The sequence below is a fragment of the Vibrio sp. TMPB1044 genome (assembly GCF_030442075.1).
Classification (GTDB): domain Bacteria; phylum Pseudomonadota; class Gammaproteobacteria; order Enterobacterales; family Vibrionaceae; genus Vibrio; species Vibrio satsumensis.
The window spans coordinates 97,534-119,294 of sequence record NZ_JAUJED010000009.1 but is presented as its reverse complement, the minus strand read 5'-3'; the positions used below and the strand labels follow the sequence as shown (position 1 = coordinate 119,294).

General features: G+C 43.7%; 19 protein-coding genes and 1 tRNA gene. 11 read left to right on the top strand and 9 right to left on the bottom strand.

Annotated features, from left to right (window positions below; genetic code table 11):
* Window positions 1-10 precede the first annotated feature (10 nt).
* Both QQ041_RS04340 and QQ041_RS04335 read right to left on the bottom strand, forming a co-directional pair.
* On the bottom strand, window positions 11-640 hold the full coding sequence (locus tag QQ041_RS04340; protein WP_285953193.1) for a DsbA family protein: 630 nt from the start codon (window positions 638-640) through the stop codon (window positions 11-13).
* Between the two features lie 98 nt (window positions 641-738).
* Complete coding sequence (locus QQ041_RS04335; protein WP_004741702.1) at window positions 739-1,077, bottom strand: Grx4 family monothiol glutaredoxin; 339 nt, start codon at window positions 1,075-1,077, stop codon at window positions 739-741.
* A gap of 269 nt (window positions 1,078-1,346) precedes the next feature.
* Here QQ041_RS04335 and sodB point away from each other — a divergent pair, with 269 nt between their 5' ends.
* The 3 genes from sodB (at window position 1,347) to QQ041_RS04320 (ending at window position 3,644) form a co-directional block, all read left to right on the top strand.
* Window positions 1,347-1,931 (top strand): superoxide dismutase [Fe], encoded by a 585-nt coding sequence (gene sodB, locus QQ041_RS04330; RefSeq protein ID WP_146492256.1) that lies wholly within the window; start codon window positions 1,347-1,349, stop codon window positions 1,929-1,931.
* Between the two features lie 248 nt (window positions 1,932-2,179).
* Window positions 2,180-2,683: a VC2046/SO_2500 family protein gene (locus tag QQ041_RS04325; protein WP_261383492.1), complete on the top strand. Its 504-nt coding sequence runs from the start codon at window positions 2,180-2,182 to the stop codon at window positions 2,681-2,683.
* Between the two features lie 277 nt (window positions 2,684-2,960).
* Window positions 2,961-3,644: an SDR family oxidoreductase gene (locus tag QQ041_RS04320; protein ID WP_146492258.1), complete on the top strand. Its 684-nt coding sequence runs from the start codon at window positions 2,961-2,963 to the stop codon at window positions 3,642-3,644.
* A 190-nt stretch (window positions 3,645-3,834) separates the two neighbouring features.
* Here the strand turns inward: QQ041_RS04320 and adhE are convergent, their stop codons facing one another.
* The gene (adhE, locus tag QQ041_RS04315; RefSeq protein WP_123304746.1) at window positions 3,835-6,540 is read right to left on the bottom strand and encodes a bifunctional acetaldehyde-CoA/alcohol dehydrogenase; all 2,706 of its coding nucleotides are present in this window, start codon (window positions 6,538-6,540) and stop codon (window positions 3,835-3,837) included.
* A 638-nt stretch (window positions 6,541-7,178) separates the two neighbouring features.
* On the opposite strand from adhE, the gene QQ041_RS04310 reads away from it, so the two are divergent.
* Window positions 7,179-7,817, top strand: a complete 639-nt coding sequence (locus QQ041_RS04310) for a YchE family NAAT transporter (RefSeq protein ID WP_004734056.1) — start codon at window positions 7,179-7,181, stop codon at window positions 7,815-7,817.
* Window positions 7,818-7,966: 149 nt separating this feature from the next.
* Window positions 7,967-8,812, top strand: a complete 846-nt coding sequence (locus tag QQ041_RS04305) for an ion transporter (protein ID WP_285953274.1) — start codon at window positions 7,967-7,969, stop codon at window positions 8,810-8,812.
* A 45-nt stretch (window positions 8,813-8,857) separates the two neighbouring features.
* On the opposite strand, the gene QQ041_RS04300 is transcribed toward QQ041_RS04305, so the two are convergent.
* A complete protein-coding gene (locus QQ041_RS04300; RefSeq protein WP_285953192.1) occupies window positions 8,858-9,379 on the bottom strand; it encodes a prepilin-type N-terminal cleavage/methylation domain-containing protein in 522 nt (173 codons plus the stop codon).
* Between the two features lie 120 nt (window positions 9,380-9,499).
* On the bottom strand, window positions 9,500-10,618 hold the full coding sequence (gene asd, locus QQ041_RS04295) for an aspartate-semialdehyde dehydrogenase (protein WP_017629874.1): 1,119 nt from the start codon (window positions 10,616-10,618) through the stop codon (window positions 9,500-9,502).
* Window positions 10,619-11,118: 500 nt separating this feature from the next.
* Between asd and nhaC the strand changes: the two genes are divergently transcribed.
* Window positions 11,119-12,555: a Na+/H+ antiporter NhaC gene (gene nhaC, locus QQ041_RS04290; RefSeq protein ID WP_017063453.1), complete on the top strand. Its 1,437-nt coding sequence runs from the start codon at window positions 11,119-11,121 to the stop codon at window positions 12,553-12,555.
* A 91-nt stretch (window positions 12,556-12,646) separates the two neighbouring features.
* Here the strand turns inward: nhaC and QQ041_RS04285 are convergent, their stop codons facing one another.
* The 3 genes from QQ041_RS04285 to yejK form a co-directional block, all read right to left on the bottom strand.
* Window positions 12,647-13,825, bottom strand: a complete 1,179-nt coding sequence (locus QQ041_RS04285) for a chemotaxis protein (RefSeq protein WP_146492458.1) — start codon at window positions 13,823-13,825, stop codon at window positions 12,647-12,649.
* A gap of 76 nt (window positions 13,826-13,901) precedes the next feature.
* Window positions 13,902-15,308 carry an Hpt domain-containing protein gene (locus QQ041_RS04280; RefSeq protein WP_285953191.1) on the bottom strand — a complete coding sequence of 469 codons (1,407 nt, stop codon included), beginning with the start codon at window positions 15,306-15,308 and terminating at the stop codon, window positions 13,902-13,904.
* A gap of 105 nt (window positions 15,309-15,413) precedes the next feature.
* Window positions 15,414-16,418, bottom strand: coding sequence for a nucleoid-associated protein YejK (gene yejK / locus QQ041_RS04275; RefSeq protein WP_017061190.1), 1,005 nt, complete (start codon window positions 16,416-16,418; stop codon window positions 15,414-15,416).
* Window positions 16,419-16,502: 84 nt separating this feature from the next.
* On the opposite strand from yejK, the gene QQ041_RS04270 reads away from it, so the two are divergent.
* The 3 genes from QQ041_RS04270 (at window position 16,503) to QQ041_RS04260 (ending at window position 18,796) form a co-directional block, all read left to right on the top strand.
* A complete protein-coding gene (locus QQ041_RS04270; RefSeq protein ID WP_017068253.1) occupies window positions 16,503-16,730 on the top strand; it encodes a YejL family protein in 228 nt (75 codons plus the stop codon).
* Window positions 16,731-16,758: 28 nt separating this feature from the next.
* Window positions 16,759-18,567, top strand: a complete 1,809-nt coding sequence (locus QQ041_RS04265) for a DUF3413 domain-containing protein (RefSeq protein ID WP_285953190.1) — start codon at window positions 16,759-16,761, stop codon at window positions 18,565-18,567.
* Window positions 18,568-18,705: 138 nt separating this feature from the next.
* Window positions 18,706-18,796, top strand: a tRNA-Ser gene (locus tag QQ041_RS04260).
* A gap of 66 nt (window positions 18,797-18,862) precedes the next feature.
* Here the strand turns inward: QQ041_RS04260 and QQ041_RS04255 are convergent.
* Window positions 18,863-19,783 (bottom strand): histone deacetylase, encoded by a 921-nt coding sequence (locus tag QQ041_RS04255; RefSeq protein ID WP_146492265.1) that lies wholly within the window; start codon window positions 19,781-19,783, stop codon window positions 18,863-18,865.
* A gap of 261 nt (window positions 19,784-20,044) precedes the next feature.
* On the opposite strand from QQ041_RS04255, the gene QQ041_RS04250 reads away from it, so the two are divergent.
* Both QQ041_RS04250 and QQ041_RS04245 read left to right on the top strand, forming a co-directional pair.
* Window positions 20,045-20,731: an SDR family oxidoreductase gene (locus QQ041_RS04250; RefSeq protein WP_285953189.1), complete on the top strand. Its 687-nt coding sequence runs from the start codon at window positions 20,045-20,047 to the stop codon at window positions 20,729-20,731.
* Between the two features lie 7 nt (window positions 20,732-20,738).
* On the top strand, window positions 20,739-21,740 hold the full coding sequence (locus tag QQ041_RS04245; protein ID WP_285953188.1) for a DUF3080 domain-containing protein: 1,002 nt from the start codon (window positions 20,739-20,741) through the stop codon (window positions 21,738-21,740).
* The last annotated feature ends 21 nt before the right edge of the window (window positions 21,741-21,761 follow it).

Below are 21,761 nucleotides of genomic sequence, written 5' to 3'. Positions count from 1 at the left end.
TCTCGCTGGATTATGCAGCGGGAGCGTTATTCACTAGAACTCCGCGAATAGACTTAAGCGTCGCTTCAGTTGAATGGTAATCCAGTTCAACTTCACTAAAAATGCCATTTACTTCAAGCATTAACGTCGGGTAAGAAAACACACCCATCGCTTCTTTAAAGCCTAACTGGTCATCTAATTCACTTTCCAATAACTTGCTAGAAAGGTCATTTTCAAACTGTTGTACGTTCATGCCTAGCTCTTCAGCCAACTGCAGGTGTGTTTCTTTACTGTGTGGCAACATCGCACGAAGGTAGTACGCATGTTGAATCGCTTCTAGCATCGCTTCGTAGTGATCTTGAAAACCTGCGGCGATTACAGCACGGCACGCAGGGTAAGTGCTGCGAACAGGCTTACACTCAGTCCAAAACTCGTGGTTAAACTCAGTCCCTAGCTTAGCTTCAATCTGCTTCCAGATCGCTTGCAGCTTGCCTTTCATCTCTTCTGACATTGGCTCATCAGAATCCGGCGCCAAGCCACCCACTACGTAGTTAAACTCAATGCTCGCAGGCAATTGTTGTTTCAACAACTCAAGCGTTGGCTTGTATCCCCAACACCAGCTGCACATTGGATCATGCACATAATGAAGTTTTACGTTCATTGTTCGTTCCTTATCGAGTCGACTCTTCTATCAATTCCAACAAAAAAGGAGCCTGATTAAGGCCCCTCATTTTAACTATTCAGCGCAAAGGCTAGAGCTTATTCAGCGTCATCACCAGCAACTTTAGCTGCTGCTTCTTTGATGATTGGCTGAAGTTCGCCTTTTTGGAACATCTCAAGAATGATGTCACAACCACCGATTAGCTCACCTTCAACCCAAAGTTGTGGGAAAGTTGGCCATTGTGCGTAAGCTGGAAGCTCTGCACGGATATCAGGGTTTTGTAGAATATCTACGTAAGCAAATTTCTCGCCACATGCCATTAGAGCTTGAGACGCTTGAGAAGAGAAACCACAGCTAGGTAGCTTAGGAGAACCTTTCATGTACAGTAGAATAGTGTTTTCTTCAATTTGCTGTTTGATTTTATCGATAGTTTCCATTGCTTCCTCGTTAATGGATTACGGCTTTTATTGCCTTTATTCTACCCCAAACCAAAAGAATAAAAACCATATAAAAAAAGCGGTTAACAAGCTAAGCTAACAATTCACACAAAAGTGATGAAATAAGCTTTTAATAAAGTAAAAACTTGCTAAACTATATCGCAAGTCAGCAAATTGACCATGGTTGGCAGTATAGCGAGCCATGAATAATAATATCACTGGAAGCAATCGAAAGAGTTAACTCTTTCATATCAATGGAGAATTGAGCAATGGCATTTGAACTACCGGCTCTTCCTTACGCGAAAGACGCACTAGAACCACACATCTCAGCAGAAACGCTAGATTTCCACCACGGTAAGCACCACAACACTTACGTTGTTAAGCTAAACGGTCTTATCCCAGGTACTGAGTTTGAAGGCAAAACACTAGAAGAGATCGTTAAGACTTCTACTGGTGGTGTTTTCAATAACGCTGCTCAAATCTGGAACCACACGTTCTACTGGCACTGTCTTGCTCCTAAAGCAGGCGGCGAACCAACTGGCGCTGTTGCAGAAGCTATCAACGCTGCATTCGGTTCTTTCGAAGAATTCAAAGCAAAATTCACTGATTCAGCAATCAACAACTTCGGTTCTTCTTGGACTTGGTTAATTAAGAAAGCTGACGGTTCTCTAGACATCGTTAACACTTCTAACGCTGCTACTCCTCTAACAGAAGAAGGTGTTACTCCACTTCTAACTGTTGACCTATGGGAACACGCTTACTACATCGATTTCCGCAATGTTCGCCCTGACTACATGGCTGCATTCTGGAACCTAGTAAACTGGTCTTTCGTAGAAGAGAACCTAGCTAAGTAATCTATTACTTAAGCTGCGCTATTTATAGCGAGTTACCTATTGAAAGCTCATGCCTCGGCGTGAGCTTTTTTGTATCTGTCGTACTCCTATCAATACGAACATTACGAAACAAATCAGCCAATCAAGACTGCTTTTTAACCTATTGTTACCTTTCTTAATCGCCCTGCATAAATTCTCTATTCGCCTGTAATTAAACACTAAAGTTTGCCGACTCCATGCCGTTAAAGGTGTATCCAATGAGAGGCTACATGCAAATACATACTTTAGACAAAGCAGGAATCATCAACGAACTGAAGTTCGGCATCGGAATCAGCCAAGCGGTTGAGCAAGGTCGCCGTGCAGATTTCGCGTTGCTGCTATCTATGTTTTCTAATGATGTTCGCGATTGCACGCCCATCGATACCATTGAAGTTACAGAAACAAATGAAGATCGCCTACGCAAGCAATTTGGCGTAGCAGAACCACAACAACTGCGTTCAAACCAATCGTCGTATGAAATTTCAGCTCAGCAATCTAATCATTTTCATCAAGCAAGCCTTGCCAGTGCCAAGCTCAGCCACTATTTGAAACCTGAAGCGCTTGCCTTTATGCCTGAAGATACGGCTGACTTACCCGAAGAAGTTTACCAAAACCTTTCTGGTCATGATCGACGTAAACTTGCAAACAAGCATTTCCCTGATTTGCCACACGCCACGCTCTACAATGAGCTAACAACAGCGCAACGTCAGTATCAAATTCAAGCTCAAGTATAGCGGTCACCTACCTTTCCCTTTTTCGCTGTCTATCCACCGCTATTCTTCGATTAACTCACGTCCTTAAAGCATTCACATGAGTGATATGAACCACCAGCCTTAGGCAACCTACAAACACCAGATGTTGGTTACCGCTTGAAGTTACTGCAAAATGTGACTTGCCACTAAGTTCATAAAAACTTATTAATGGGTACAGCTTAGTTTGAACCAATTCACACCCATCGTATGAAATTTAACCCATCCTTATCCGACATGGACAACTTGTTTAGGTACTGGGATGGAAATAAAAAGCTCAATCATATTGGTGACATCTGCCGGCTCGCGACTGGGAGGAACGATTGCGAACCACTTTGTTAACCTTGGAGCCACAGTCATCCTTTGCGATAAAGACACGGAAGCACTTCAAGCAACTTATTCGCAATGTACTCGGTTCTCCGACTCTGTTTACCATTACACGCTCAAAGGAAATGACAGCCAAGCGATTCTCAGCGTGTTTGATTTTATTCAATCGACCTTCAATACCACACCGGATGTACTGGTCAATAACTGGATCAGCTCCCCTATGCCTAGCCTAATTGGTGATCAGCCTGTCAGTACCTTTATTAATGACCTCTCATCTAAGGCATCGACCCTTTTCGCATTTGGACAAATCAGTGCAGAGAGGCTACGAGAAGAAGATAAAGAAGGCGTGATTGTAAATGTGATATCTCACGATGACTTCCATGATGTGTCAGGCTTAGAGAGCGCAAACTCCATGATTACCGGCTTTACCCATAGCTGGGCGAAAGAACTGACTCCATTTGGTATTCGAGTCGGTGGTGTTGTGCCCGCGGTTCATAACTCTGACGGTAAACTCAACCGATGCCATTGGGCGCAACTGCAGGATGAACTAACCAGAACAACAGAATATATTGTCTCTAATGATTACTTTAGTGGGCGAGTTGTGGCTGCTGAGGTTTAGTCCCCCCCCCCTACTTCAAGTAAATGCGCGCAATTCATTTATCATTAAGTCGATCACTTTAGCCTTTCAAAGTCCTCAGACTAGCCAGCAAACATAAAAAAAGCCCCAGTCTCTCGACTGGGGCCTTCATCTTTTCCCGATAGATAAGTATCGTGCTAGCGAAAACTTATCTCAAACTAATGCTTACTTATTATGCGTTAGCTTTTTCTTTTTTAGCTTTTGGCGCTTTCGCTTCAGCTGGCTTTTGGTCTGCTTTCTTAAGGATAACTGTAGTACCTTCGAAAGTTTCGCCTTCAACGTATGGTTGGCCGAAGTAAGAAGTTGTTAGAACTTCTTTTAGCTCAGTGATTAGAGGGTAACGTGGGTTAGCACCTGTACACTGGTCATCGAACGCTTCAACAGCTAGCTCGTCTAGTTTAGCGATGAAGTCAGACTCGTTAACACCCGCAGCTTGGATAGATAGTGGGATGTCTAGGTCTTTCTTAAGCTCTTCTAACCAAGTCAGTAGACGTTCAATCTTCTGAGCAGTACGGTCGCCAGCTTGGCTTAGGCCTAGGTGGTCAGCAACTTCAGCGTAACGACGGCGTGCTTGTGGGCGGTCGTACTGAGAGAATGCAGTCTGCTTAGTTGGGTTATCGTTCGCGTTGTAACGTACAACGTTTGAGATAAGTAGTGCGTTAGCAAGACCGTGTGGTAGGTGGAACTCAGCACCAATTTTGTGAGCCATTGAGTGACACACACCTAGGAATGCGTTCGCAAATGCTACACCAGCGATAGTTGCTGCGTTGTGTACTTTCTCACGAGCGATTGGGTCAGCCGCACCATTTTTGTAGCTTGATGGTAGGTATTCTTTAAGCATCTTAAGTGCTTGAAGAGCTTGACCGTCTGAGTATTCGTTCGCTAGAACAGATACGTAAGCTTCAAGAGCGTGAGTTACTGCATCGTAACCACCGAACGCTGTTAGAGACTTAGGCATGTTCATTACAAGGTTCGCATCAACGATAGCCATGTTTGGCGTGATTTCGTAGTCAGCTAGTGGGTATTTAGCACCAGTCTTGTCGTCTGTAACAACAGCGAATGGAGTAACCTCTGAACCCGTACCTGAAGTAGTAGTAATACATACTAGCTCAGCTTTTTGACCCATTTTAGGGAACTTGTAGATACGTTTACGGATATCCATAAAGCGCATTGCTAGTTCTTCAAAGTGAGTTTCTGGGTGCTCGTACATAACCCACATGATCTTAGCAGCATCCATTGGAGAACCGCCACCTAGAGCAAGGATTACGTCAGGTTGGAAGCTCTTCATTGCTTCAGCGCCTTTCTCAACAACAGATAGCGTTGGATCCGCTTCTACGTCGAAGAAAGTTTGAACTTCGATGCCTTGTGCTTTAAGCAGGCTAACTACGTCATCAGCGTAACCGTTGTTGAATAGGAAACGGTCAGTTACTAGGAATGCGCGTTTCTTACCTTCTAGGTCGCTCATTGCGATTGGAAGGCTACCACGACGGAAGTAGATAGACTTAGGTAGTTTGTGCCACAACATGTTTTCAGCTCGCTTCGCTACAGTTTTCTTGTTGATAAGGTGCTTAGGACCTACGTTCTCAGAGATAGAGTTACCACCCCATGAACCACAACCTAGAGTTAGAGAAGGTGCAACGTTGAAGTTGTACAGGTCACCGATACCACCGTGAGTAGTAGGGATGTTGATTAGAATACGAGCAGTCTTCATCTTGTCACCGAAGTAACGGATGCGGTCTGCGTTAGTATCTTGGTTAGTGTAAAGACCAGATGTATGACCAATACCACCGATTTCAACCATAGTTACCGCTTGAGCAACAGCGTCTTCGAAGTCGTCCGCACGGAATAGACCTAGAGTTGGAGATAGTTTCTCGTGAGCGAATTCGTCATCGTAAGAAACTTTACCAAGACCTTCACCTACAAGTACTTTTGTATCAGCAGGAACTTTAACACCAGCCATTTCAGCGATTGCTGGAGCAGGCTGACCTACGATTTTAGCGTTTAGGTTGCCGTCGATAAGCAGTACTTTGCGTACTTTATCAGCGTCAGCTTTAGATAGAACGTGAGCTTTGTGCGAAGCGAAACGCTCTTTAACTTCGTCATAGACTTCGCTAACTACAATAGCTGCTTGCTCAGAAGCACATACAACGCCGTTATCGAATGTTTTAGACATAAGGATAGAAGCTACAGCACGTTTGATGTCAGCAGTTTCGTCGATAACTACTGGAACGTTACCAGCACCAACACCGATAGCAGGCTTACCAGAAGAGTACGCTGCTTTAACCATGCCTGGACCACCAGTAGCAAGGATAAGTGCGATACCGTCGTGCTTCATAAGCGCGTTAGAAAGCTCTACAGATGGTTGGTCGATCCAACCGATGATGTCTTTTGGAGCACCCGCTGCAACAGCTGCGTCTAGAACTAGTTTCGCTGCGTCGTTAGTTGAGTTCTTTGCACGTGGGTGTGGCGAGAAGATGATGCCGTTACGTGTCTTAAGAGAAATTAGAGATTTGAAGATTGCTGTAGAAGTTGGGTTCGTTGTTGGAACGATACCACAAATGATACCTACAGGCTCAGCGATAGTCATTGTGCCTAGGTTGTCATCTTCTTCTAAGATGCCACATGTTTTTTCGTCTTTGTATTTGTTGTAGATAAATTCAGATGCAAAGTGGTTTTTGATAACCTTATCTTCAACAATACCCATTCCAGATTCAGCAACTGCTTGTTGTGCTAGTGGAATACGAGCGTGGTTAGCAGCAAGAGAAGCTGCACGGAAGATTGCGTCTACTTTCTCTTGAGAGAATGTTGCAAACTCTTCTTGTGCTGCTTTAACGCGAGCTACTAGAGCATCAAGTTCCGCTAAGTTAGTTACAGGCATGGTGGATCTCCTAAAATAATAAATATTAAAAACTTTTTATTAATTTCGCTGCTTGCTTTTAACCTCAAACAACAACGTTCTTAGTAAATTGCTTTCAGGACTGAGTATATTATTTCACTGTATGAAAAAAATTGACCCAGATCAGTTACCCAAAAAGAATTAACCAAAAAGTAGTAAGGCAATCGCAAAAATAAACTTAAGATACTGATTTAAATAGATTAAAATCACACTTTCCGTTAGCACAAAAAACAAGCAAACAGTCAACTTTTTTCTACATAGCGTCATAAACTGTAAAAAAGTTTCATTTTTAGTCCGTTAAATTACATGTATACAGCTATATTCGTGCTACTGAGAGTATATCCATACCGTTACACGGGCTAGATTCTGACATAATTTTTATTAATTCCGTGCGGCAGTTAACAGTTACTCAATAAAAAGTTACGAAATGAAACAACACTGACAAGCTTGCAACAAGGAAGATACAAAAGTGAGATTCAATTAGTTTTTCTACAAAAAAACACCCGTTTCAAGTTAGTTTTTTTCATTCGTGTAAATTGAGTTTGTCCCTTACATTACGCGCCTAGACTATTCACAGATCAAACCTTCAACCTTAAGTACGCTAACTGGAGATCGCTCTCATGCAAGGCTTAGAACTCGCAATTTTTATGCAATTCTTCCTTGGGCTTGTTGCTGCCGTAAACCCAATCGGCATCATGCCTGTTTTTGTTTCTCTTACTGCTCATATGCCGCCAGAAGAGAGGAACAGGACAGCCTTACAAGCAAACATTGCTGTTGCCGTGATCCTCATTGTCTCTCTTGTTGCGGGGCAAATGCTACTTGATATGTTTAGTATCTCACTGGACTCATTTCGTGTTGCAGGTGGTTTACTATTACTGAGCATCGCATTTTCGATGATGAGCGGTAAGCTCGGTGAAGATAAGCAGAACAAACAAGAAAAATCTGAATACATCAGCAAAGAGCAGATCGGTGTTGTTCCACTTGCTATGCCGCTAATGGCAGGTCCGGGTGCAATCAGCTCGACCATTGTTTACGGGTCTCGCTACCCTGCTGCTATTGATACGGTAGGAATCGGCATTAGCATCATCGCATTCGCAACATGCTCTTGGCTTTTGTTCCGTTCAGCGCCAGTTATCGTTCGTTTCCTAGGTCAAACGGGTATCAACGTGATCACTCGTATCATGGGTTTAATTCTTGGCGCATTGGGCATCGAGTTCATCGCCAATGGCTTACGTAATTTGTTCCCAGGTTTGGCATAACGTTTAACAGCATTTCGGTTGCTCTATAAAGGGCAACAATATTGAAATATAGATGAGGCGAGTAAAGCAATTGGGCTTTCACTCGCCTCGTTATTATGAAGCTAGTATAATGACTGTTAATGCATTTAACAGAAGATGAATCTCTCCTTATGTCACGCAAGCCACTCAAGCATCATTTGTACGTCATTATCTTTGGTACTCACACGCCTGCCGGACGTGCATTTGATATCTCTCTGATCGTTGCAATCTTGGCTTCGCTGTTAGTTCTAATCTTAGAGTCCATTCCTAATGTAATGAGTGAATGGTCACAACAGCTGCGTTATATCGAATACACCTTTACTGCACTCTTCACTCTTGAGTATTTGTTGAGGCTTTATTGCTCTCCAAAGCCAAAATCTTACGCTACTAGCTTTTATGGTGTCGTTGACCTATTAGCGATTCTTCCAACCTATTTAGCGATCATCTTCCCTGGCGCTTCGTTTATGGGTGTGGTGAGGCTGCTTCGTGTGATGCGTATCTTCCGAATCCTAAAACTGGTTCGCTACCTGCAAGATTCCAATATTCTGTTGCGCTCACTGTTAATGGCAAGACGAAAGATACTGATCTTCTTCAGCACCGTTGGGATTTTAGTCGTTATCTTTGGTGCTCTGATCTTTGTTATTGAAGGACCAGAAAATGGCTTCACTAGTATTCCTCACAGCATCTATTGGGCAATAGTGACCATCACGACAGTGGGATATGGTGACATGGTGCCGCAGACCGCGCTTGGCAAAGCCATAGCATCACTGACCATGCTATTGGGTTACTCAATTTTGGCGGTGCCGACAGGGATTATTACTGCAGAACTCAGTAATGAAATGAACTCACACAAAGAGTTGGTTAAGTGTCCTAACTGCAACCGAGCGGGTCATGATTCTGACGCCATGTATTGCAAACACTGTGCAAGCGAATTGGCAGATCCAGACAAGCGTGTCATCACCGACAAGATCGAATAAAACCAAAAAAGAGCTCCTAAGAGCTCTTTTTGTTTTCTTAACTATCTAACAGCCATCCGTGAAAACTTCCACTTGGTAGTCATCATTTGCTTCCATCGCAGCCGTGTATTTCACATAGCATTGGGTCTTCTCGATAGCGGTATTGAAGTCATTGGGAAGAACGTCCGACAAATATTCCGATCGGGTAATCAGCCACAAATCAGGGTCGCCAACAGACCCATTATTATGTGCAGCCCAAGTCCACTCTTTCGTTAAATCATGGTACCCAGAATCAATCGCCAAAAAGTTTTCCATTCCCCCTTTTTCAACAGCAGGGTAGCCAAACTGTACGCTTCCGTAGTTTGGTACGAGGTAACGTTCTTGGTCTTCCATTCCTGCCACAGCTGCTTTTTCGAATGCTAAATCCACTGCGGTATGGACTGATGCCCCTAACCCTTCCATAACCGAAACCCTAGCATCATGTTGTATGTTTAAAAACCTAGGTGCTGCAACAACCGCTAAAACACCAATAATGACGATAACAACAATCAACTCGATAAGAGTAAAACCTTTAAGGTTTGCTTTCATTTTCTAGCTCCAACTTTAAGACGCACGAAAGGTAAGGTTTTAAAGTCAGGCTTCTGTCATCAGAAACAAAAAAAGCGCCCTAAGGCGCTTCTTCGTTAATTATTCTCAAAAATGAGGCAGTTACGCTTTCTCAGCAAGGATAATGCGCAGAGTACGACGTAGTGGTTCTGCAGCACCCCAAAGCAGTTGGTCACCAACCGTGAATGCGTTTAGGAAGTCGTTGCCCATCGACATCTTGCGCAGACGACCGACTGGCACAGACATAGTGCCTGTTACTTTCGCTGGTGTTAGCTCCTGTGCTGTGATGTCGCGGTCATTAGGAATCACTTTAACCCAATCATTGTGCGTCGCGATGATCTCTTCGATCTCGTCCATTGGCACGTCTTGCTTGAGCTTAATCGTTAGCGCTTGAGCGTGACAACGCATTGCACCGATACGTACACAGGTACCATCGATAGGAATCGGTTGACCGTCTAGACCAAGAATCTTGTTCGCTTCCACACCCGCTTTCCACTCTTCTTTGCTCTGACCGTTTTCACGCTTCACATCGATCCAAGGAATCAGTGAGCCCGCAAGTGGAGCACCAAATTGGTCTGTTGGGAATGAAGATGAACGAATCGTATCAGCCACTTTCTTATCGATATCAAGAATTGAACTTGAAGGGTTCGCTAACTCAGAACTTACGCTGTCGTTGATCACACCCATTTGTGAGATCAGCTCACGCATGTTCTTAGCACCCGCACCAGAAGCTGCTTGGTAAGTCATGGCACTCATCCACTCAACCATGCCTTTCTCGTACAGGCCACCTAGAGCCATAAGCATTAAGCTCACAGTACAGTTACCGCCAACGAAAGTGTTGGTGCCACTGTGAATGCCTTGCTGAATTTGAGCCAAGTTAACAGGATCAAGAGTGATGATTGAATCAGCGTCCATACGCAGAGTAGAAGCTGCATCAATCCAGTAACCTTTCCAACCTGCTTGACGCAGTGCTGGGTATACTTTTGATGTGTAATCGCCGCCTTGACAAGTAATCACAGCATCAAGCTGTTTTAGGCTATCAATATCAAAAGCGTCTTGAAGTAGACCCGCATCTTTACCACCTAGAACAGGGGCAGGAATACCAATCTGAGATGTGCTGTAATAAACAGGCTCAATCAAGTCGAAGTCTTTCTCTTCAACCATACGTTGCATCAGTACAGAACCCACCATACCGCGCCAACCAACTAGACCTACTCTCATCGCTCACTCTCCATGTATAAATTAAAAATTGCTCTCCCCCATCTATAAGTTTTTCAGAAACAGAACTCAAGTGCTTTTTGTCAAAAAGTGTAACTTTTTCGTTTCTTTTAAGTGAACGTAATGAATCGTGCAGTTATCTCTGTATCGACATTCCATCTCCACCTCATTGATTAAGCGTCCATTATCGTCAAATTCAAACATTTACATCGCCAAAATCGATTCAATCGACGCTCATCACAAACAGTAAATCCCTCTTTCAAACCAAGGTTAATCAGAATTTTATTTTACAAAACGAAAACAACGTGCGACAAATCTCAACATGTAACAATCATGAATTTAACAAAATTTTAGATTATGAAACCACAATTGATTGAGTTAACAGTCAAATATCACAACTTGGACGTATTTTTTCGATATAATAAACTAATTACTGTAGTGTCCGTTTTGCACCACACACTATAACGAAGCACTATAAATGCTCGAAATCACAAGAGGCTTTTATGAAGCAGAGTAAAACTCGCCTACCGAACCTATTGCAGGTATTCATCGCGTTAGGACTATTTCTATCCCTTGCTTTTTCCTTTACAGCAAAGCTTGACCTTCCAATTCAACTTGCCTTGTATATTGGCTGGTTCATTATCATGGTTCTTGGTATTCGTCTTGGACACCAATACAAAGACTTAGAAAAAGCAGCACTCAAAGGAATATCCAATGGCTTAGGCGCGGTTTTAATACTTTTAGCCGTTGGCGCTCTTGTTGGTACTTGGATCTCAGGCGGGATCGTACCTACTATCATTTACTATGGTCTGAAAGCTATCCACCCTTCTATCTTCCTTTTAGCGACCATGATCATCTGTTCTCTAACCGCATTGGCAACTGGTACTTCTTGGGGCGCTGCGGGTACAGCAGGTATCGCGATGATGGGTATCGGCCAAGGTCTCGGTGTTCCAGCGCCGATTACTGCAGGTGCAGTGCTGTCAGGCTGTTACTTCGGTGACAAGATGTCTCCGCTTTCTGATTCAGTGATTCTGGCTTCTTCAATGTCTGGTGTTGAAGTGGTTGAACACATCAAGGGCATGTTGCCAGTTGCGTTAATCAGCTACGTGATTACAGGCATCATGTTTACTGCGTTTGGTTTCCACTACGCGGGCAACGTTGACATGAGCCAAGTAGACTCTGTAATCAAAGCGATGGAAGTTCAGTTCTACATCACCCCTTATTCATTCGTTCCAGTACTTATCGTGCTTGGTCTGTTGGCTTTCCGTATGCCTTCATTCCCGGTCATCAGCTTTGGTTCTCTGCTGGGTATTATCTGGGCAGTCATGATCCAAGATATCGACTTCCTAACGGCATTCAACACTGCTTGGGCACCGTTCTCAATCTCATCTGGCGTAGAGTTTATTGATTCGATTCTTAACCGTGGCGGCATGTCTTCCATGCTTGGTTCGGTTGCGGTTATCGTATTTGGTCTAGGTTTCGGTGGCTTACTGGATAAAGTGGGCGTACTAGAGACAATCGCTAAAGTGTTTGAGCGCCGCGTAAACAGCGCAGGCTCACTAGCGACTAGCACCATTGGCACGGCTTTCATGGGTAACGTATTCGGTTCTGCAATGTACGTATCGTTAATCCTTACGCCAAAAATCTGTGCGAAAAACTACGACCGTTTAGGCTACAAACGTAAGAACCTATCGCGTAATGCTGAGTTTGGTGGCACGTTAACGTCGGGTATGGTTCCGTGGAGTGATAACGGCATCTACATGGCGAGTATTCTTGGCGTTGCGACGCTATCTTACGCGCCGTTCATGTGGTTAAGCTTCATCTGTATCATTGTAACTATCGTGACGTCTTATATGGGTTGGTTCGTTGATAAGTGTGAACCAACAGCACCAGCGTTTGAAGCTGAAGAAGCGACAGAGCTAAGCAAGCAACAAGCTTAAGTTCATGGGCTAACACTTTCGAACGTAACTCAAAACGTTAATGGTAGAAATGCAAAAAGAGCGCCATAGAGCGCTCTTTTTTATCGGTTTTTTACTTGTTTGCGGTTCGCTTACCCAACCAGTAACCGATGCCTAACGGTGCGAAGAACACCACCAAGATAAACAGAATAAAGTAAATAATCACACCCTTGATTAGCTCCATCAGCTTATCAATCGCAAGCACAACCACTTCTTGAGAGACACGGTCTAAATCTTGAGTGAACAGCTCTCTTTCTGATGTCACAATACCTGCAATCTCGAGACGCTCTTTCTCAATCATCTGAACTAACGCTTCTCTCTCACGCGTAACCATCTTTTCCAGAGCGACACGTTCATCGCTCAGCATCGCCAATTTTTGGTCTGTTTTATCGCTGAGGTCGTTGAGCAATGGCTGCATTTCTGCCGACATAATAGAGGCTAGTGTTTGCATGTATTCAGGGTTATTTTCAATAAAGTCCTGCATGCTAGCTGAGGTTTGGCGAAGGCTTTCTAGTGTCATCGACAAATCTTCACCCGTGAGTGAGCTATTCATCGCCACCAATTCGGCTTTCCAAGACATCAGTTTTGGCGTTTGGTCCGCCATTAGGCTTAAGCGGTCTGATGCATCGCTCATGGCTTCTGGCATGGTACCTAGGCTCTGAACGATCTGTGATTCATCTTTACCAAGGTAAGCTAGCCATTCTCGATAAGCAGGCGTACTTCTGAAGGTAAGATCTTTAAAAGGATTGTTCGCGGCAAACTCTGCAACGAATGCTTTGCTCTTTTTGAAATCACTTGAGCTCAATACGCCCTTTGCTAGCTTTTCAGCTTCTTGGTCAAGAAAACGAGCTGTTTCTACAGCATCATCGGTCACGAACAAATCAGCACCGTCACCTTGTGCGTAAAACTGATTCATTTGAGCAGTGAACACCCATGAGTCAATTAAAGCTGACATAGGAGAAGTTTGATAAGCCGCTTGCTGTAAGCCTTGCTCTGCGTGGATCTTCCAAAGCAACACATAAGATTGATGTAAGGTGTCATCAGCCGGGTAAGATTGCGCGATTACGTCCGCCGAGTCTTCTACTCTTGTAAAAAACATCTTGGCGTATTCACGCGTCATGAGGCGAGCATTCAGCTCTTGTTGAGTGAGAGGCGTCGTCTGACTATCTAACTTAACTTCTAAGAGAGAACAACCACTTAGCACAATGCTAAGCACCAACACCATCCAACTTCGACTCGAAACTCGTAACATATAAACCTCTGACAAAGACTAAGGGCGCGGATTGTATGAGCACTTCGTCAGAGTATTGTCAAAATTCCCACAAAAGTTAACGTTGATTATCTAAATATGCATGAGCTGAATCTACCGAGGCTTTTATTGCCTGCTCAAGCTCTGTTAAATCATGCTCACTGATGGCTCTTGATTGCTTCATTGTCATTTCAATACTTGCGGCAATAATCGCTAATCGAGACGCTTTAATGCTACCAGCTACGCCTTTTAAACTATGTACAATGCGAGCTGCGGAGGTTTCATCTTTGATCAGCAAAGACTTAAATTTCTTATAGTCACCTGCGTGATCTTGTACAAAGACGCCAAGCAACAATTCGACAGACTCAGCATCACCATCGAGCGTCTCCAACATGTCTTCAATATCAATCGCAGGCTTAGAGTCCGTCACACTGGCTATGTGTTTCTCCGACATTGGCTCGCCTATCGTACCAGGTTGACTTGCAGGGCTCATATTTTGTTGAGGTTGATATTCTGGTTGCTGATTCAATACGGTTTCAGGTACCTCAGGCTCTTTCTCAAACTGGTTAGTTGCCGAGGGAGTCGAATCAACGCTACTTTCTGAAAACAATTCATCTTCCTTATCGGAAAGATTAACAACCTTTTCTTTGCTTAGTTCAGGGGCTATACCCTGTTCTGCTTTGGGCTGCAGAGCCGCTTTTCTCACACTAACACTCCACACAACCAAAGCGCTCATCGCCACTAAGCTCAAGCCTAACATCACAAGTAAAAGGTTAAACTGACGCTCATGAAACTCAGCTTCAAGTTTAATGATCTGCTCATTCACTGAGTTTTTCTTAATCTTATCGACCAAATAATTGAGCTGGGCGTAATCACTCAACAATGCTGAAGCATCAGCCAATAGCTGTTGAAGTGCATCTTGCTCTTTGGTTTTTAATGAATAAGATTTTTCTAGAATAGAATCGAAGGCACGATAAGTGGCAGACGAACTTTGACTGTCAGAATACATCGCTTCAAAGACCACTACGCCGAATTCGTTTAGGAGTGGTTTTAACTTAGGGGAAAGCTCTTTATCCGCACGCAACATCTTAATGTTATCAACGATGTCTTGAACTTGGCTTTCGATCGGGATGAACTCATCGAACTTTTCTAGGAACTGATCGGCTACGTACAACAGTTGGTTCACATCAGGGCGAAACAAAGCGTGTTGAAAATCAGATTCAATCTGCAGTCGGATTGAATAAACCAACTGAGCATCGAGTGCTAGATCATTGATACGAGAGACTCGAAGCGGTTCTGAGAAATAAAGTGATTGCCTCAACTCGTTGACTCGAATACCGAGCTCTTCGATTTGAGCAAGAGAATTGGTGTAGGAACGGCTTAAATTAAGAAGAGCCAATGAAGGAAGTAGCCACAGAGCCAAGAGCACAACCAAGAAGGTGGCTGGTTTTTTAAAGCGTTTGGGCTTTGCTACTGATTGTTCCATCTATATTCCTTGTGCATGTTAACTTGAAGCCATGACAGTAGCTAAAAGATTAAGCACAAAATAAGCGACAACATCCTGCTGCCGCTTTTATCCGTTAACTTCCGACTATGACTTATTGCGAGTCAATTGGTCACGTAAGTTCGGTGGTGTGCCTTTAATCGTTAGCGTGTCTGTCTCCGGATCGTAAAAGATACGTTCGCCTAGAAGCAGACTATCAAAACTAACATTCAAACCGCCACCAGCACCAACAAATTTTGTTAGTTTACGCATAGTTGCACGATCGGCTGGAAAGCTGTCTTCTAACTCGTAACCTTGCTCACTAGTATAGTCAAAGAAACTTGTGCCATCTGTGCTTGCTGGTAACTCTCCAGAAAGTTCACGAACTTGCACTTCATCGCCAGCTTTAAGCTGCTCGTTACAGTAATCCGCAACCTGCTTTTTGTAGCTGATCGCTTCTTCTTTCTCTAATTTAGAGTCAGAAACGAAATCTTCTACCGCTTGCATCAGTACTTGGTTTTGCTGTTTCGCATCCAGACCCACTTCAGCTTGTAAGAAATCTAAGAAGAAATCGGCGACTTTACGGCCAACACGTCCTTTAATGTAAGTTAAATAACGGTTTGACTCTTTATCAGTCTCATAAGTAGAAAGGTCTAGGCGAGCCGCAATATCCATTTTTGAGATATCAAGGTAATCCGTCGCACTAATATCTAGCCCTTCAGTTACCTTTAGGCTTTGGTTTGAAGGCAGCAAACCAATGAATAGATAATCTGTTGCAAGTGACTGATATTCAGCCATTACCAAGATACCTTCGTCAGCAAATGGGTATTTTGAAAGCTCATCTTTTAGACGTTGCGCACTCTTTTGAGAAAAATCGTAAAAATTTGTCTCACCAGCACGAAGTTGGTGCAACCACTGCTGAAATTCGCTGTCAGATTTGAAAGAACCAAACCCTTTGCCTGCTTTTGAGTTAAAAACACGGTGAAGTTCAGCAACCAGACTTTCAGATGAAGCATCGTTTTCTAGAGATTCAGCACGATAGTTAACAATCAGTTCATCCTGATCGTTCTTGCTCAGCTGGTGTAAAATTACGTTGGAAAGGTGAAGGCTCATAGTGAAAATATTACCGTTCAGGTTTCAGTTGTCGTGCATAGTAGGTTATCATAAGCCGCTTTTACTATCATTATTAGAGTCCTTATGCCGATTATATCTAAATACACAGATGATCAAGTTGAAAAAATCCTAGCTGAAGTAGGTGCTGTACTATCTAAGCACAAAGCTTCACCAGAACTTTCACTGATGATCGCTGGAAATATCGCAACCAATGTCTTAAATCAGAATGTTGCTGCTTCACAACGCAAAGGAATTGCTGAAAAATTTGCCGAGGCTTTAATTTCTTCTCTTGAAGATAAAAAGTCTCACTAAATTTGATTGACGGATAAAAGAATTATAAATGGTAGACAGCGCAAACTCATATAGCGATCGTGTATCTCGACTGGTTGGTTGGGGTCACTGGTTTGCATTTTTCAACATCATTGCTGCGATGTTGATTGGTACTCGTTATATTACTCAATCTGCTTGGCCAGAAACCTTGCTAGGTCAATTCTATTTGGCTGCATCGTGGGTTGGTCATTTTGGCTTTTTAGTGTTCGCGCTCTATCTATTAGTGCTGTTCCCGCTCACTTTTATTCTTCCGTCGAGGAAGTTATTACGTTTGGTTGCGGTTTGTTTTGCGACCATAGGTTTAACTGTCCTACTGATTGATACCCAAACGTATCAAAATATAAACCTCCACCTGACGCCTGTTGTGTGGGAGGTTTTATTCAGTGGAGAGGAATCTGCATTCACGTCTGATTTGCAGCACCTCTTCATTGTTATGCCGCTCATCTTCTTGCTACAGCTTGGCTTATCTGAATGGGTTTGGCGTAAGCAGCGTAAACTGTCTCATAAACACATTGGCCGTCCAATTACTGCCGTATTCTTCTTGTGTTTCATCAGCAGCCACCTGACCTACATGTGGGCTGATGCGTATTTCTATAACCCAATTACTAGCCAGAAAGCGAACTTCCCACTGTCTTATCCAATGACAGCGAAAAGCTTTATGGAAAAACATGGTCTATTAGACCGTGAAGAATATCTAGAACGTTTGGAAGCGAACAAAGGCAATGTAAACCTCGTTAGCTACCCACTAGAAGAAATTCAGTACAACCGTCGTAGTGATGATCTGAACATCCTGATGGTGAGTGTGAACAACCTTCGCTCTGACGCACTGAACGAAACATCAATGCCTAGCAGCTATGCATTCGCACAACAGTCGATCAACTTCACCAACCACTACAGTTCTAGTAACGACATGTTTGGTATTTTCGGTTTGTTCTATGGTCTTCCGAGCAGCTACGCGAGCAGCATCGAAGCCCAAGGCTCTAGCGCGGTATTACTCGATGTTTTAGATAATCACAAGTACAAGTTTGCTGCGTTCAGTGGCGACAACTTTAGCGATGCTCTTTACTCGGATATCATCTTCCGAGGCCGTGATGTGATGCCAGAACAGGCAACGTATGATGACCAGAGTGCAATACAAGCTTGGTCTGACTGGATTCAATCACCGCAAGCGAAGCGCCCTTGGTTTAACTTTATTGAACTGACCACACTGGATAACTTCGCCAGCTACGATTCAAGCTCTGAATCAAACTCAACGTTAACCACAGCGGAACGGTTTACTGCAGACTATCAAAAATCAGCTCAAGCCGCCGATGCTCAGCTAGCAACAATCTATGCGGAGCTAGAGCGCTTAGATCTAGCCGACAACACGGTTGTAATCATTACCTCTAACCACGGTACTGAGTTTAACGAAACCAAAACGAATAGCTGGGGTGCAAACTCCAACTACAGTCGTTATCAGTTACAAGTACCACTGTTTATCAGCTGGCCTGGTAAGTCTGCTTCTGAGTACACTCACCGTTCTAGTCATCTAGACGTATCAGTAACTCTGATGCAAGAGCTATTGGGTGTATCTTCAAGCCCGACTGATTTCAGTAGTGGTCGCAGCCTGTTTAATGAGCGTAAGAGAAAGTGGATTCTCGCGGGTGACTCTCGTGAACTTGCTCTGATTACTGACAAGCAAACTACTGTGTTAGATAAATTTGGTAACTACAAACTGTACGATCAGAATTACAAGCGCCTGAAAAACGTAAGCCCTCGCTTACCGGTGTTGATGCAAGGCCTCACTGAGCTACAGCGTTTCTACACAAAAAATGATTAAATGATCACCAAAAATAAAAGGGAAGCCAGTGGCTTCCCTTTTTTATTGCCGTTAATGACTAGAAAACAAGCAACAGAACAAAATTATGAAAATTAGGGGTTTACAAGGTCCTCTGCCCCTTATATTATTCACGCCACTGGAGGGATGGCTGAGTGGTCGAAAGCACCGGTCTTGAAAACCGGCAACCGTTAATAGCGGTTCTAGGGTTCAAATCCCTATCCCTCCACCACATTAAAGAAAGCCGCTGAGAAATCAGCGGCTTTTTTGTATCTGGAGAAAACCCGAGTTTGTCACGTCAAACATTCACTTCTAGTGCCGCTTTCAATAATTGCATGTGAATAGGAACCAGATCTTCATGCTGTGTTCGATAGCCACCACCAACAACACATGCCATCGGGATAGATTCTGATTTCGCTAAGTCGATCATCAAGCAGTCGCGTTCAAATATCCCTTGTGTAGACACATTCAAATAGCCTAGTTCATCGTCTTGATGGATATCGATACCCGCATCATAAATAATGAGATCAGGTTGATGGTGAGCAATCGCCAGCTTGGTGACTTGCTCAAAACAACGCAGAAACTCTTTATCTTCTGTTTCACGACTTAACGGCACATCTAAATCAGATAGCGGTTTTCGTGCAGGGAAGTTTTTATCGCAGTGGAACGACAAAGTAATGATGTCGTCATTCTCTTGGCAAAGAGTCGCAGTGCCATCACCATGATGAACATCGCTGTCGACGATAAGCACTTTATCGATATGTTCAAAGGTCAGCGCATGTTTTGCCGCTAAAACCAGATCGTTCAACAAACAAAATCCGCTACCAAAATCATGGTGTGCGTGATGATAACCACCACTCAAATGAATCGCTAAACCACTCTCTATGGCCATTTCAGCCGCTAAACAAGTTCCTCCACTTGAGTAGAGTGTCCTTTCGATCAGTTGCTCACTCCACGGGAACCCGATGCGTCTCATTTTGGCCGCTGGCAAATTACCAGACACAAGTAAATCGACATAGTCACTATCGTGTACCTGTTTTACTTGCTCAACCGAAACCGGCGTTGGTTGAAACACTTCAAACTTGCTCTTCCATCGAGGTTCGCTATCCATTCGTTTCTCAACAGCACTATATAACAACTGATATTTGTTGATTGGGTAACGGTGACCTTCTGGTAAAGGTAACTGCGAATAGATTGGGTGGTAAATTAAAGGAATCATAATCAGGTTAATTGCGTATCTTTCTCAAAATCATAACAGTCTCAGCCTAGGCGACAACCTTAATTAATGATAATGGTTATCATTATATTAAGTTTCAAAAAGAGACAGCAATGAGAAACCTAATACTCATCTTTGGGGTGTTCTGCGGCTCAGTAACAGCAGTAATGATTTTTGTAGGAATGTTAATGGCCAGTTGGTGGAGCGTTGATTTTCTCGTGTTAAGCCATCAAACTTAACTAATTGAACTGAAAAGGAATCACCATGAGCGTAATTTTTATTACTGGAGCGAACCGCGGCATTGGCTTAAGCCTGACTCAGCAGTACTTGAAAGGTAACCACAAGGTATACGCGACTTATCGTGAAGCCAATTCAGCAAAAGAACTGCTCTCACTCGCAAAGCACAACAGCAACCTAACCTGCATTCAATTAGAGATAACCGATTACCAAGCAGTAGGCCAACTCCCCTCGCAAATGGAACCGATTGATATCTTGCTCAACAACGCTGGCTACTATGGTCCTAAAGGTTATGGGCTGGGTAATACCGATGTCGAAGAGTGGCGTCGTGTTTTTGAAGTCAACACTATTGCTCCGCTGAAACTTGTCGAAACGCTATTGCCTTTATTAGAAGACAGCGATATCAAAAAGGTCGCTTGTTTATCCTCTAGAGTCGGCAGTATGACTGAGAACACCTCAGGCGGCGGTTATATCTATCGCTCCTCTAAAGCCGCTCTAAACTCCGTGGTGAAGAGCCTAAGCAACGACTTAACCGAGAATGGCTTTACAGTGTTAGCACTGCACCCAGGTTGGGTACAGACTAAAATGGGCGGGCCGAATGCTCTGATCGACACCGACACTTCAGCATCCGGCCTTATTAAAGTCATCGAGTCAGCGAATACCGAAGTGAGTGGTCACTTCTTCAATTTCGATGGCAGCGAAATAGACTGGTGATCCACAGATGAATGCAGGGCCTCTCTCAAACCTAGTTAAGCACTCAACACTGTTTTGTCTGACAGTGATGCTAGCTGGCTGTTTCAGTGATGGCCCCGGCGACTTGTTCGACGACTATCAAACTAAGGTCGCCAGAGTACAAGATGCAAAAGAACTCAATGATGACTGGGAGTTTGAAAACCTACCGAGAAAGCGAGAGCTGTTTCTTGACGTGCCCTCACTTTCTATCGGTCTCATCGACAGTTATCAACTTCGACAATGTGGGTTATTCAATCTGATTGCAGAAAGAAATTCCGTACTTGGAAAAGTCGCCGACGAGTTCCGGAATTACGATTATCAAGTCGCTCTACTGGAAGGTGTTGGTAAGTGTTTATCTAATAATGAATTAGATCCAGAGATCATAAAATTACTCAGAGAAATCGAGCAACAGAAACTCGCACAATTTCCACTACACCAATGGAATCTAATCTATGCCAGTGAAGCGATGCAGTCGCAAATGCGTGGTAGTCAGTGGTTACGTGCTGATATCGGCGATCAGGTAAGACAAACCGGTGATGCCTTAGAACATATCAATCAAGCGTTAAACGTTCCGCTCGTTTCAGGCAAGACTACTGAGGTTCAAGAAGTATTAGAGAAGAGCTCTACGCTCGGGGATTTATACTACTCGCTCGCCCGTGCCTCAGCTGAGCTTGATACCATCACCAAGCAACTCACTACTTTTGATGCCAACATCATCTGCGGGAAGCAGCGAGACACCACTAAGTTTCGTTATCTCAACAATGTATTCGAGCAGCAATACATAGGTAAGGTTCAGCCTTACATGGCGCAGCTGGATGGCTTTTACCAGCAGTTAGCCCCGCAACTAGGGATGTTTGACGCGCAACCTGACCTGCACAGTTATTACTTTCCCATCCAAGATGCGCATCAAGCCTTTCGATCATCCACTCGCCGCCATGTTGATTATTGGCAACAGCTGTTTAAGCGCTGCGGACGCAAAGTCGGTCGTTAATTCCAGTATCGCCAATAAACA

Coding starts and splice junctions, on each gene's coding strand:
- QQ041_RS04325 (WP_261383492.1), top strand. CDS start 2,180: ATGCAAATACATACTTTAGACAAAGCAGGAATCATCAACGAACTGAAG.
- sodB (WP_146492256.1), top strand. CDS start 1,347: ATGGCATTTGAACTACCGGCTCTTCCTTACGCGAAAGACGCACTAGAA.
- QQ041_RS04245 (WP_285953188.1), top strand. CDS start 20,739: ATGAATGCAGGGCCTCTCTCAAACCTAGTTAAGCACTCAACACTGTTT.
- QQ041_RS04335 (WP_004741702.1), bottom strand. CDS start 1,077: ATGGAAACTATCGATAAAATCAAACAGCAAATTGAAGAAAACACTATT.
- QQ041_RS04340 (WP_285953193.1), bottom strand. CDS start 640: ATGAACGTAAAACTTCATTATGTGCATGATCCAATGTGCAGCTGGTGT.
- asd (WP_017629874.1), bottom strand. CDS start 10,618: ATGAGAGTAGGTCTAGTTGGTTGGCGCGGTATGGTGGGTTCTGTACTG.
- QQ041_RS04305 (WP_285953274.1), top strand. CDS start 7,967: ATGTCACGCAAGCCACTCAAGCATCATTTGTACGTCATTATCTTTGGT.
- QQ041_RS04280 (WP_285953191.1), bottom strand. CDS start 15,308: ATGGAACAATCAGTAGCAAAGCCCAAACGCTTTAAAAAACCAGCCACC.
- nhaC (WP_017063453.1), top strand. CDS start 11,119: ATGAAGCAGAGTAAAACTCGCCTACCGAACCTATTGCAGGTATTCATC.
- QQ041_RS04300 (WP_285953192.1), bottom strand. CDS start 9,379: ATGAAAGCAAACCTTAAAGGTTTTACTCTTATCGAGTTGATTGTTGTT.
- adhE (WP_123304746.1), bottom strand. CDS start 6,540: ATGCCTGTAACTAACTTAGCGGAACTTGATGCTCTAGTAGCTCGCGTT.
- QQ041_RS04250 (WP_285953189.1), top strand. CDS start 20,045: ATGAGCGTAATTTTTATTACTGGAGCGAACCGCGGCATTGGCTTAAGC.
- yejK (WP_017061190.1), bottom strand. CDS start 16,418: ATGAGCCTTCACCTTTCCAACGTAATTTTACACCAGCTGAGCAAGAAC.
- QQ041_RS04265 (WP_285953190.1), top strand. CDS start 16,759: ATGGTAGACAGCGCAAACTCATATAGCGATCGTGTATCTCGACTGGTT.
- QQ041_RS04270 (WP_017068253.1), top strand. CDS start 16,503: ATGCCGATTATATCTAAATACACAGATGATCAAGTTGAAAAAATCCTA.
- QQ041_RS04320 (WP_146492258.1), top strand. CDS start 2,961: ATGGAAATAAAAAGCTCAATCATATTGGTGACATCTGCCGGCTCGCGA.
- QQ041_RS04255 (WP_146492265.1), bottom strand. CDS start 19,783: ATGATTCCTTTAATTTACCACCCAATCTATTCGCAGTTACCTTTACCA.
- QQ041_RS04285 (WP_146492458.1), bottom strand. CDS start 13,825: ATGTTACGAGTTTCGAGTCGAAGTTGGATGGTGTTGGTGCTTAGCATT.
- QQ041_RS04310 (WP_004734056.1), top strand. CDS start 7,179: ATGCAAGGCTTAGAACTCGCAATTTTTATGCAATTCTTCCTTGGGCTT.